This is a genomic window from Salicola sp. AFF1 (assembly GCF_056783195.1).
This window is the reverse complement of record NZ_JBXAYL010000024.1, coordinates 1-12,549: the sequence shown is the minus strand read 5'-3', so window position 1 is coordinate 12,549 and position 12,549 is coordinate 1. Positions and strand designations below refer to the sequence as shown.

Below are 12,549 nucleotides of genomic sequence, written 5' to 3'. Positions count from 1 at the left end.
TACGCGCTGTTACTGCATACCGCCCATAAAGCTGATGAACACGCCCATCAGGATGGCGATGACCAGTAGAAGGACCGGAAACAGGCACGCCAGGACCTTGACGCCCGTGGTGTTGGGAACCGGCGGCGGACCGAAGCGGTTGATGTTGGGGGTGCCCGGGGCGAACAACAGGATGAGAATCATGATGAAGTTCGCAAGCGGTACAATCATCAGCAATGCCAGCCAGCCGGTCTTGTCCAGATCGTGCAACCGCTTGATGGCCCAGATAATACCGAGCACAGCCCCGGCAATACTAACCACCGCATTAACCAGACTGAAGATGACACTTACCCCCTCAGAGCCGTCCGATCCCACCATCATGATGAGCGGAATGGCCACAACGGCATAGCTCACAAGGGTCAAAGCGGTAAAGTAGGCCAGATAGCGCAGACGCCCGATCCGTCCACTGGGCGAGAAGACTTTTACATCGGCCTGGAGGGCATCCTCCTGCTGAAGGTTGCCCTCGGGCGTTTGATAGGGGTTGGTTGCTTCCATTGCATTGTCCTTTTCCGCGTTCATTGAAGTATGAGTATCCTGCATTCAGGAAGGGGGTCAGCTTACTGAAAGCCCCCATAAGGTCAATCCTTGCACCCATGATGCGCTAACCTGAAACAGGGACACCACCGCTTCTCTACAATGCTTGCCTGCTCCATAACTGGGCTCAAAGCCTCTCAAATGCAGCCTATCTTTCTGCTATAATACTTCCAGTAGGCTATCAAAGCTCGGGAGGACCCTGTGGCTGCAACGACAAAGCGCAAAAACGAGCGTAATGTGACTCGCGCATCCATTCGACGCTCCGTAGCCAGTTCCACTGCGATTGAAACGGGTGAGAGCATTCAGTCTCTAGAAACCAAGCTCAAGCACAAACGCAGCAAATACAGTCATATAACGCTGGCAAGCTGACGAGTACGCCTATCCCTGGCTGATAGCCAAAGCCTGCCGGACCAATTGCTGCATTGAGGTATAATCTCGGCCCATCCCTTGGTGGATCGCTTCGATGTAGGCCTCCTTGTGAACATCCCATTCGCTATAGTCCAGTGTTCCGAAGCCCGCCTGGGCTGACATTACATCCGCAAGCAAGCGTGAAAGCCGGCCATTCCCCTCCCTGAATGGATGGATCAGGATCAACTCAACGTGCGTTTCAGCTATTGCCACCACCAGCTCATCTTCTGCCATCCCTGTGCAGGGGGTATTTCTAGTCAAAACGTCATCCTCGAAAAACGCCAGTAACTTTCTGAGGTTGCTGGGGGAAGCAAAGGGGAAGCCCCCTTTACTCATGTTCACGGAGCGCTCCTGTCCTGCCCACTCATAGACATTTCCAAGCCACTGCCGATGCCACATCTTCAGATCTTCAACGGTCAATTGGCGGAGAGGTAGGTGATCAAACAACACAGCTGCGTACAGATCATGCAGCAGCCTCATCTCCAATTCATTGATATCCCCTGGCGAGGTAATGCCATGCCTGTTGACCAGGACCAAGCCCTCTGAACCTGGTTCACATTCGCCCTCAGAGCCTAATACCTCATACCGACCAGCCACGAAGATCCCCCTAATTCGGCAACCAACCTGAGCACGCAAACCTAACGAATGCCCGTCTCAGCTTATAACAGATGCCCAGATTCCCAGCACAATACACCCTGAATTCGGATCATAAGAGGCCAACGCCGCTGAAATCTGGCCGACACGGTGCATTTTCGTTAGCATCGACCGGGCAACGTTGCTTGCTTCAAGGATTCCCCAGCTTAAGGAGATATGAGCATGATGGACTTCAAGATGGGCGACGTCTTCAGCCTGATGGCGAAGACCCTGCCGTTCCTGGTGTTCCGCTTCCTGATCTATTTCGGCATTACGCTGGCCTATGCCATTACCACGGGGGTGGGCGCAGGCCTTGGCTACTTCATTGGTACCATTGGCGACGCACCCGGCACCTACGGCGTCTGGGGTGGCCTCATCGGCTTTGGTATCGTCTCAACGGTTGCCTACCTGTTGCGTGAATACCTGCTTTACATGGTGAAAGCGGGCCATATCGCGGTGCTTGTCGAGCTTCTGGAAGGCAAGGAGTTGCCTGAGGGTCGGGGCCAGATTGACCACGCCCAGAAGATCGTGCGTGAGCGCTTTGTCCAGTCCTCAGTCCTGTTCGGGCTCGACCAGTTGATCAAGGGCGTGCTCAAAGCCTTCAACCGCGCCTTTTTCACCATCACCTCGTTCCTTCCCATTCCTGGTCTGGACGGAATAGCCAAGTTCGTTAATACGGTCATCAACCTGTCACTGACCTATCTCGACGAGGTGATCCTGGCCTACAACATCCGAAACGATGCCGACAACCCCTGGCGTGCCAGCCAGACGGCGCTGATCCTTTACGCCCAGAACTACAAGGCCTTCCTCAAGAACGCGTTCTTCCTGGCCTTGTTCATCTGGGGCACCACCTTCCTGGTCTTCCTGCTGATCCTGGCGCCGGTGGGCGCTCTGGTATCCCTGTTCCCAGGCATGGCGGGCTCGCTGACCGTTATCGTGACGCTGGTCTTTGCCTGGGGCATCAAGCAGGCCGTTATCGAGCCCATGGGCATGACCGCCCTGATGCAGGTGTTCTTCAAGGTCACCGAGGGTCAGGAACCCGATCCGGACTGGGATGCCAAGCTGAACGAGGTCTCCGACCAGTTCGCGAGCTTCAAGGATAAGGCCCTGTCCTGGGATCGCGAGAAAGGCCAGGAGATGGAAGGAGACGCGCCAGACGCCGGGCCCACCGACAAACAGCAGTCCACTGCGGCTCAAACCAGTACCGAGTGATCCGTGCCACTGGCCACGGATGCTCGACCAAGGAACCTCAAACATCAAGGAGAACACCCATGCACAAACAATGGATCCAGGCACTGGGGCTTGCCGCCCTCACAGGCATGGCAGCCCCCACCATGGGCATCGGCCAGAATGACCCCGCCATTGAGATGATGAAGGCGCAATCCAAAGAGTGGTGCGGCAACACCGCCATGATGGAATGCCTCGGCATCGAGGCCACCACCTGCAGGCAAAGCATGGACACCAGCATTGATACCTGTGTCGAACGGGTTTCCAAAGTCACGACCCAAGCCTTTGGTCAATGTCAAAGAAACCAGGTCAGTGACGAGCTGGGTATCTCAATAGAACGGATAAAGGCCTGCGATGAAAGGCACGGCAACAAGCATGAGCAGACGCAATCCCAGTCGCCACAAGCAGCCCAAAAGAAGTTCAAGAAAAAAATGGAGAAGATGGCTGCAGCCGCCAAAAAAGCAGCCGCCGGTATTCCCAAGAGCCGGGTGACCCTGCCTGTTTACCCCAACCACGAAGTGCTGGCCCACTACCCGAGCTCAAGCATGATGTTGAGCAACGAGGACACTTTCGGCGAGAACCCGGTTTCCGTCATCAAGCTGACGACCTCTGACTCACCGTCGGAAGTGATCGCGTTCTACCGGGACAAGCTGAGCGGTTTTGACGCGGCGGGAGATCCGGAGGTGCAGTATACCTTTGCCAAGGGCGGTGTCCCGGGCCTGTATGAGCAAAGTCCCTCGGACCGGATCAGGGAAATCGCCCAAAAGGAACACGTTTCCATCAGCACCACGGGCGGCAAGACCCATATCGAGATTGGCTATCGCCGCTGAGCCGGCATGGGCTGGCGTTGGCATGGACCTTCTCCCTGCCAACGCCAGCGCCCCTCCTGTATCAGGCGTCGCTGTAGATATCCCGGAACATGGAATACTGGGTGATCATCATCACCGGCAGCAGCACAAAAAACCCGAGGAAGAAGGGAATGGCGGCGACGATGAACAGCACCAACGCGATAATGCTGAACCACAGCATGGGCAGGATGTTACGCAGGCAGGCAATCAGACTGCTCTTGAGCGCTTCCCCAATGCCGTAGTTACCGAAGAACACCAGCGGGATGGCAAACCAGTAGGCGGCCAGCCACGGAATGAACAGCGCCAGCATGATCAACAGACCCAGAATGGCCCCTGTCCCCATGTCAGCCATCACCCTCTGGGCCGCCGCTTGACCCTCTGGGTTCATCTGCGCCAAAGCAGTAAAGTCCATAGAGAACAACACGGGCACCAATACCACCACAAACAGGAGCACGCTTACCCCGAGGTTCAGGGCTGCAAGCCCCAGGAGAGGGCCAGTGCGTTCGCGAAAGGCCGCAAAAAGGTCTGGAATCTCCACACCACCGCCTTCCTGCGCACGGTGTGCCATGGCGAGTACGCCAGCGGTTAGAAGTGGACTCAGCAGCATGCTGGCCAGCATCCCGATCATGGGAATCACCTGCACCACCGACACGATGACGATGAACAACAACGCCGCCAGAATCCAAGATCCCCAGGCCGGTGCAAACAGCGACCAGGCCTGACTGATCCAGCGCCAACCATGCCCGACTGGCCGGGATCGGGACGCGCCCAGCTGCAGTCCCCCAGAACTCGTGCCCGCCGCTTCTTCTGTGGCGGGTTGGGCATACGCCTCATTACTCATTATCTTGCCTCCCTGTAACGCTTGGTGAACCCTTCTGGTTGAACGGGCGGGCGCCGCCACTGTGACGGTGCGTAAAGAATCAGCGGAAAGCAGGGGTCCTGAACCGAAGCCGCTTCTCTGCCCGTCCATGCGTGGTGGGCGCTCCCTCCCTCGAATGGACGAGCCTAGAGAAAATAACCCCTGCTAGCAATAGAGGCGCTCCCCTTGCCGGCCTCTAATGGGCACCAGCGCCTGGTCGCGTCTCCCATAACCGCTTTTCCAGCTCCACAATGGGCAGCACGAGCAGTGCCATGGGAACGAGCACGGCCCAGTACCAGGCGGGCATCGGTGCCGACCCCACCAGGACCTGAAGCCCGGGCATGTAGGTGAATACCAGTTGCAGTACCAGCACAATGCCTATGGATTTCCAGACGGCCTGGTTACCCGTAAAGTCCCGCCAGTGCCTCAGCCGGCGTTCCAGCAGCCGGGCGCTGAGCAGGTAAGCGGCCTCAAACAGCACCAGGGCATTGACGGCCGCGGTACGCGCCACGTCAAGTGAGACGTCAATGCTGCGCAGGGCCCCGTAAAACCCAAAGGTGCCCACCAGCATCACGACCGAAACCAGAAGAATACGCGCCAGAAGCTGGCCGGAGACAATGGGCTCATTGGGTGAGCGTGGATGACGCTGCATCACCTCCTTTCTCGGTGGCTCAAAGGCTAACGCGAGCCCCAGTGTTGCGGCCGTCACCATGTTCACCCAGAGGATCTGGACCGGGGTCACGGGCAGCTGCATGCCGATCAGCACCGCCGCGATAATGGCCAGTGCCTCGCCGCCATTGGTCGGCAACAGGAACAGCACCGATCGCTTGATGTTGTCGTAAGCCGCCCGTCCAAGGCGCACCGCGGCCGCGATGGAAGCAAAGTTGTCATCGGTGAGCACGATCTCGGCGGCCTCTTTCGCCACCTCCGTGCCTTTCTGGCCCATGGCCACGCCTACATCAGCCCGCTTCAGCGCCGGGGCATCATTAACCCCATCCCCGGTCATCGCCACCACGTCCCCCTTGGCCTGAAGCGCCTTGACCAACCGGAGCTTGTGCGCCGGACTGACCCGCGCGAACACATCGGTATCGCTCACCCGCTCGCGCAGCGCCGTTTCATCCAGCGCATCGAGGTCGGTTCCAACCAGGACCCGCTGGCCATCCCCAATCCCCATCTGGGCGCCAATGGCACAGGCGGTTCGGGCGTGATCCCCCGTGATCATCTTCACCCGGATTCCGGCTGACTGGCACTCGGCCACCGCATCCACCGCCTCCTGGCGAGGCGGATCAATGAGTCCCAGAAAGCCCAGCAGGACAAGCCCTTCGTCCGCATCCCCAGGGGCCAGGGATGACAGCTCCCCGGAGACCGGCTTTTGGGCGATGGCAATCACCCGTTGCCCCTGGGCTGCGATCTGCTCCGCCCTTTCGTGCCAGGCGTCGGCATCAATGACATCAACCGTGTCGCCATGGCGCACGTGGCTGCACATGGTCAGCACCTGCTCCGGCGCCCCCTTCACGGCAATACACAGGCCCTCGTCAAAGCGGTTGAGCGTGGCCATATACCGGTTTTCGGAGGAAAAGGGGATGCTATCGATGCGCGGGGCGGCCTGCGCCTCGCCAGCGGGTTCCAGCCCGGCCTTAAGGGCCAGCGTAACCAGTGCCCCTTCCGTAGGATCGCCCTGGAGCTGCCATTCGCCTTCATCATCCTGTTCCAGTTCGGCTTCATTGCACAGCAACCCACACCGAACCAACGCCTTCACGTCCGGTAATGCGTCAATATCAAGTGCTTCGCCATCACGCTCGATCCGCCCGCTGGGTGCGTAGCCCGTACCGGTGACCTGCGCCTCAGTGGCACAGGTGGCCAGGGTCACGGCGGTCATCTCGTTGCGGGTCAGGGTGCCCGTCTTGTCCGAGCAGATGGTGGTCACCGAGCCCAGTGTTTCCGCGGCGTTCATCCGCCGTATAACAGCTCGGCGCTGGGCCATGGCCTGGACGCCAACAGCCAGGGTGATGGTCATGATCGCGGGCAGCCCCTGGGGAATGGCCGCTACGGCGATGCCCACGGAGGCCAGAAAGGCCTCGGCCACGGGATAGGCCCGCGCCAGGGTGGCGAGGCCGAAAACGGCTGCCGCCAGAATCACGATGGCGACGGTCAGGCGCCGCCCGAACGTCCGTATCTGGCGTGTAAGCGGCGTCGCCACCTTCTCGACCCCCGCAAGCATCGAGCTCATCGCGCCAATGGCGGTCTTCGCGCCGGTGGCAACCACAACGCCCTCGCCTTCACCGCTGCGCACCAACGTGCCCGAGTATGCGATGTCGAACCGGTCCCCCAGGGTTGCCTCCGCAGCCACCGGGTCCGACTGTTTCTCCGCCGCTTCGGATTCACCGGTGAGCGCTGCCTCATCAACCAACAGACTACGCACCCTGAGCAGACGAACATCCGCTGGCACCTTGTCTCCGGCTGACAGCAGGACGATATCCCCTGGCACCAGATCCGCAGAATCCACGACCCGGTTGCGCCCGTCACGCCGAGCACGGGCCCTGGGGGACAGCAACCCGTGGAGGGCAGCCAGGGCACGCTCGGCCCGCCCTTCCTGAACAAAGCCGATCACGGCATTGATGATGACAATGCCAATAATGGCGGCCGTATCAATCCAGTGGCCCAGAGCGGCCGTGATGCCGGCGGCAACAATCAGCACATAGACCAGTGCATCCTGGAACTGCGCCAGGAAGCGGGCGACAGGCCCCCGCTGGCGTCGGCTCGGGAGCTGGTTTGGGCCATAGTGCTGATGCCGGCGGCTGGCTTCCTCGCTCGACAGGCCCTGCGCATCGCTTTCAAAAGCATCAAGGACCGCATCACCTGTTTGTGCGTGGGGTGGGACTTCCTGGGCTCCAGAGCCCGTGCTGGGTGCTTGCTCGTTGCTCACGTTTTCCCGGCGTTTGGTTGGTGGCTTGCCATAGAAACAGACGGCAAGGATCTCACAAGGCCCCTGTAACGGTGGCGCTCGCTCGGTTCAGCTCCATGCTCTTTCCATTAATACCAACGCCTTATGAACGGCGTCAACGACCCGATCGCGCCACTGGTTCCGTGCGGTACACGGAACCAGCATGGGGTGCGCGTCACAGTGGCGGGCTGTTTGCACCCAGAAGCGTTCAGGGCACGACCACCAATGAATACGGACCATGCGCCGCCAGCCCCCGATCACCGCTCTGGTGCAGGACCGGGCTCCTGCGGCTGATCACCAGTGCCCGGGCTCGGGTGCGCGCCGCGAACGCTGCCAGGGCACTAGCATCGGCCCGGGGCCACGACTCGACTTCCAGCGCCACACCACTGGCAAGGGCCCTGGCCTCCACTTCCTGGCGTTCACCGGCTTCAGGCCCGGTCTCTTGGGTAGCCCATAAGAGCTTCAATGGGCGCCGCTCCGCACGCGCGATCCGCAACCCCGTCTCAAGTGCCTCCTGGGCGCCGTAGTGCGGCTCGTACCAGACCACGATGGGATGGTCTGCCTCGAAAGCAGCCGTTTCGCTGGTAAACAATACCGAACACGGCGCCTCCCCCAGCATGGCTCTGGCTGTACGTCCCAGATGTTCACCGCGACTGGAGGACCAGCCCACCTTGCCCATGGTGACCAGATCCTGCGGCGAGACACTGCTGAGAGCGGCCTCCGGGAGTGAGCCACGCCTGACCTGAAACCCCCAACGCAGCCGCCGCCCCTGAGCCTGGAGCGCCAGATGCTGCTCAAGCTGTTGCGCTTCCCGCTTCAGGCGCCGCTCCAGCGTCTGGCTGTCGAGCGGGCGAGTGGCAGCCGAAGTTGCTCCCACTTCCCGGGTAAAGGGCAGCTCCGCCATCTTCAGCAGGTTTTCATCCTCGATGAACAGGCCCTGGAGTTCAATGTCCAGCAACGCGGCAAGGTCGACGGCCGTTTCCAGTGCCACACGGCTCTGGTGGGAACTGTCCAGCAGCACCCATATCCGCTCCATCAATGGCTCGGCATCATTGCCCCTGGTCATTGGACGACTGCTCCTCGTTCGCTTGTTGATCCCAGCGGCGATGGCGCTCGGAGAAATCAATGAGCCGGTCTTCTACCCGGCGGTTCAGGCTGCCTGGCGGGTAAAAGCCCTGGGCGTCACGCTCACCGGGCTCAAGGTCAGTGAGAAGCGCCAGCACCTCGTCCACTGTTGAAGCCGGGTACACATGGAACCGCCCCTGATCGACCGCCTCCCTCACATCAGACCTGAGCATCAGGTGTTCAACGTTGGCGGCAGGCAGGATCACCCCGTGCTGACCATCAAGCCCCCGCGCCTGACAGACCTCGAAAAACCCCTCAATCTTTTCGTTCACCCCGCCCACGGGCTGGACCTCGCCCATCTGGTTCACGGAGCCGGTAACGGCAAGCCCCTGTTTAAGGGGCGCATCGCCCAGGACTGACAGCAGGGCGCATAATTCCGCAACCGAGGCACTGTCACCGTCCACCATGGCGTAATTCTGCTCAAACGCCAGGCTCGCGGACAGTGACAGAGGACGGTCACGCGCGTAGCGTCCAGCCAGGCAATGCGACAAAATCATCACCCCCTTGGCGTGGATGTCGCCGGAGAGGTTGGCATCACGCTCGATGTCCACCACCTTGCCCGCGCCCAGACGGGCCGTGGCCGTAATGCGGGTGGGGCGGCCGAAAGCAGAATCCCCCAGCTGCATGACCGAAAGGCCATTGATCTGGCCCACAGCCTCCCCACTGGTGGTCACCATCAGGATGCCACGCTGGATGCTCCGGTCCATCTGGTCGCGAATACGCCCCGACCGGTGGGTTTTCTGATCAATGGCTTTCTGGATGTGGTCAGCCTCCACGCCGCTTGCCCCATCTTCGCGTGCCCAGAACGCCGCTTCCCGGAGCAGTTCGTCCAGCGTCCGTTGTTGGGCTGTGAGGCGCTCCCGATCACCGGCAAGACGGCTGGCATGCTCAATAAGCCGCGCCATGGCATCACGCTGCAACGGCGCCAGCTCGGCGCGCTGGGCCATGGTGGCGATCAGCCGGGCATAGAGCTGCTCATTATCCTCGGTTCGCGCCAGATCCTCCTCAAAATCCGCCTGTATCTTGAAAAGCTCCATAAAGTCCGGATCGTAGGCAGCCAGCAGGTAGTAGAGCAGACGATCCCCGATGAGCACCACTTTAACCGACAAGGGCATCGGTTCCGGCTCCAGCGACTCCGTGCTCATGACGCTGAACAACTGCTCCGGTGATTCAATGCGGACCTTCTGCGAATACAACGCCCGCTTGAGGCTCTCCCACGCCAGGGGTTGCATCAACAGCTTGCGGGCATCGATGACCACGTAGCCACCATTGGCGGTGTGGAGCGTTCCGGCCCGGATCAGGCGAAAGTCCGTGAGCAGCGCCCCCTGCTGGACGCGGTGCTCCACCCGCCCCACCAATCGCTGGTGGGTGGGCAGGTCTTCATAGCGCACCGGGGCGCCATCCTGATTGGCATGGTTGACCAGAACGTTGGCACCGTAACGCGCCAGTACCTGCATCATGCCCATCTGGTTTTTTTCGTCCTGTTGCCCGGCAAAAACTTCGACGTGATCAACCACATCCTGCTGGATGGCGTCGAGGTGGCTCTGAACACGCGGATAATCGTTATAGGATTCCTTGAACGCACCGATGCGTTCGCCAACAGCCAGGTTTGCCATCTGCTGGTTCAGCTCCCGCACCTTCTCCTGCGTCTCCTTCTGCCATTTGGGCACCTGCTGGACCACGTTCTGGAGCTTGGCCTGCAGTGCCTCAATGTCTTCCTGGAGCCGGTCCCTGACGGACTTTTCCAGGTTCTGGAACTCCTCCGCGCTCATGACCTCGCCATTGGCCTTTTTGGGCGCAAAGCTGAAGCCGGTCTGGCTCTGCATGAGCGCTATACGCTTGCTTTCCGCTTCATCCTGGATTTCCTTGAACGCGTCCTGCTGTTTCTGCCGGAATTCCTGCTGGATTTCCTGCAGCCGGTTCTGGTATTCGTCGCTTTCAAAGGTCGCCGGAACGGCCGAGCGCAGGTCTTCCGCCAGTTGATCAAGGTCCTTTCTCAGTTGATCGCCCTGGCCCGCCGGCATGTCCACCAGCTTGGGGGTGTTGGGTTGCTCGAAATCATAGAGGTAGCACCAGTCGTTGGGGACCGCCTCGCTGGCTGCGCGTTCCTTCAGAAAGCGCTCCACGACGTCATGCTTACCGTAACCTTGAGGGCCCAGCACAAAGAGGTTGTAGCCGTTTCCCGGCATGCCGGTGCCAAATGTCAGGGCATCCAGGGCCCGCTCCTGGCCCAGCGGCTGATCCAGGGCTTCCAGCTCATCGCTTGTGTCAAAAGCCAGCCTTTCCAGCTCGCAGGTACGGTAAAGCGACTCAGTGGCCAGCGGTTCAGGTCGAGTCATGAAACACCAACTCCTTGCTCCGTTTCGAATCACGCCGCTGTCCAGATCAGCACAGGGCTCGTTTCAGCCACAGCTGATTCGCGGAAAGGCACGCAAGGAACTCGTGCCGTGCAACCACAACGACCAACAGCGGCCTAATTAAGGTGACACCTGAATACCCCGCGAGGGAAGAGGGCTATGCCGGCAGGGTAGCCACATCGCTCCAGAAGACCTCAATGGCTTCGGCAAGCTGGTAGAATTGAGAAAGGCCAAGGGGCTTGGTTATGTAGCAATTGGCATGCAGCTCGTAGCTGGTCGTAATGTCCTTCTGCGCTTGGGAGGATGTCAGCACAATCACTGGGAGTGACCGGAGATCCGGGTCGGTCTTGATGGCCTGCAGCACTTCACGACCGTCCATCCGGGGCAGATTGAGATCCAGCAGCACCAGGTCCGGGCGCACCGACCCGCTATGTTCACCTTCGTGGCGCAGAAAGCGCATGGCCTCCTCACCATCGCTGACCGGATACAGGCAAGCCCGATTTCCCGCTTCCGCGAAGCTTTCAATGGTCAGATCCACATCAGCGGGATTGTCCTCAACCAGCAGGATATCAATGGCACAGGATTGCGACTTCATGGGCCTTCCCCTTTCCCCGTCCTGAGCACCTTTGGCAGGGAAAAATAGAAGCGGGTTCCGGCGTTCGGCCGGGAGTCGAACCCGATGCTTCCCCCGTGGCGCTCCACGATCCGTTTGGCAACCGCCAGGCCAATGCCGGTTCCGGGATAGCGGGCACGCTCATGCAAGCGCTGGAACACCTGGAACACGCGCTCGGCGTACTGTGGGTCAATGCCAATGCCATTGTCTTCCACATGAAAGATCCATTCACTGGCGGTTTCCTCACAGGTCACATGAACCCTTGGCGGCTCGTCTCCATGGAACTTCAGCCCGTTGAAGAGCAGGTTCTGGAAAAGCTGTACGAGCATGGACTCCGACGCCATCACCGTTGGAAGCTCATCCCAGGTCACGCTGGCACCCGGCTGTTCGGCAATCTTGACACTAAGGAGGTTCACTACATGCTTAACCACAGTGTTGACGTCCACCCGGGTGATGTCCAGCTCCCCCCGCCCCACCCGTGAATACAGAAGCAGGTCGTCAATCAACAGCTGCATCCGCTCGGCGCCTTCCACCACATACTTCATGGCCTTGGCCGTCTTGGCATCCAGTTCCTGCCCCAGGTGCTTTTCCATCAGCTCGGTGTAGCTGCGCACCATCCGCAACGGTTCCTGAAGATCGTGGGACGCCACATACGCAAACTGCTCCAGCTCGGCGTTGGAGCGCGCCAGTTCATCCGCTTGTCGGGCCAGGGCTTCTTCGGCCTGCTTGCGGTAGGTGAGGTCAATAATGGCACTGAGCACATGGGGGCCATCGGGCATGCGGATTGGGGTAAGCCCCACTTCAATGGGAATCTCCTCCCCGCCTTTACCCAGACCGTACAGGTCGCGCCCCTGCCCCATCATCCGGGGCTCGGGCGTGGCGAGATAGCCCGAATTTCTCATGAATGGCCGAAGACGGCGTTTCTGCCAGTGTAGTGGCTCCGGGCAAGGCTCGCAGCGGTC

10 protein-coding genes are annotated in these 12,549 nt (G+C 60.1%); 2 read left to right on the top strand and 8 right to left on the bottom strand.

The features are described 5' to 3' along the window. Positions 1 to 9: 9 nt before the first annotated feature. Complete coding sequence (locus AC1RQI_RS13790) at positions 10 to 534, bottom strand: DUF805 domain-containing protein (RefSeq protein WP_481905233.1); 525 nt, start codon at positions 532 to 534, stop codon at positions 10 to 12. 417 nt (positions 535 to 951) lie between these two features. After that, positions 952 to 1,518, bottom strand: coding sequence for a Fic/DOC family protein (locus tag AC1RQI_RS13785; protein ID WP_481905232.1), 567 nt, complete (start codon positions 1,516 to 1,518; stop codon positions 952 to 954). 279 nt (positions 1,519 to 1,797) lie between these two features. Between AC1RQI_RS13785 and AC1RQI_RS13780 the strand changes: the two genes are divergently transcribed. Together AC1RQI_RS13780 and AC1RQI_RS13775 are read left to right on the top strand one after the other, a co-directional pair. Then, complete coding sequence (locus AC1RQI_RS13780; protein ID WP_481905231.1) at positions 1,798 to 2,826, top strand: hypothetical protein; 1,029 nt, start codon at positions 1,798 to 1,800, stop codon at positions 2,824 to 2,826. Between the two features lie 59 nt (positions 2,827 to 2,885). Further along, on the top strand, positions 2,886 to 3,671 hold the full coding sequence (locus tag AC1RQI_RS13775) for a hypothetical protein (protein ID WP_481905230.1): 786 nt from the start codon (positions 2,886 to 2,888) through the stop codon (positions 3,669 to 3,671). Between the two features lie 61 nt (positions 3,672 to 3,732). On the opposite strand, the gene AC1RQI_RS13770 is transcribed toward AC1RQI_RS13775, so the two are convergent. From AC1RQI_RS13770 to AC1RQI_RS13745, 6 genes are all read right to left on the bottom strand, one after another. Next, positions 3,733 to 4,530, bottom strand: coding sequence for a BPSS1780 family membrane protein (locus AC1RQI_RS13770; RefSeq protein WP_481905229.1), 798 nt, complete (start codon positions 4,528 to 4,530; stop codon positions 3,733 to 3,735). Positions 4,531 to 4,744: 214 nt separating this feature from the next. Then, positions 4,745 to 7,474 carry a cation-translocating P-type ATPase gene (locus tag AC1RQI_RS13765; RefSeq protein WP_481905228.1) on the bottom strand — a complete coding sequence of 910 codons (2,730 nt, stop codon included), beginning with the start codon at positions 7,472 to 7,474 and terminating at the stop codon, positions 4,745 to 4,747. A gap of 226 nt (positions 7,475 to 7,700) precedes the next feature. Beyond that, positions 7,701 to 8,558 (bottom strand): universal stress protein, encoded by an 858-nt coding sequence (locus AC1RQI_RS13760; protein WP_481905227.1) that lies wholly within the window; start codon positions 8,556 to 8,558, stop codon positions 7,701 to 7,703. Further along, on the bottom strand, positions 8,542 to 10,956 hold the full coding sequence (locus tag AC1RQI_RS13755) for a Lon protease family protein (RefSeq protein WP_481905226.1): 2,415 nt from the start codon (positions 10,954 to 10,956) through the stop codon (positions 8,542 to 8,544). The genes AC1RQI_RS13760 and AC1RQI_RS13755 overlap by 17 nt, the downstream gene beginning before the upstream one ends. Before the next feature lie 175 nt (positions 10,957 to 11,131). Further along, entirely contained in the window at positions 11,132 to 11,569 is a 438-nt protein-coding gene (locus AC1RQI_RS13750) for a response regulator (RefSeq protein ID WP_416633923.1), read from the bottom strand. Beyond that, positions 11,566 to 12,549: sensor histidine kinase (locus AC1RQI_RS13745; RefSeq protein WP_481905225.1), on the bottom strand; the 984-nt coding region annotated here is incomplete at its 5' end. The genes AC1RQI_RS13745 and AC1RQI_RS13750, both read right to left, overlap by 4 nt.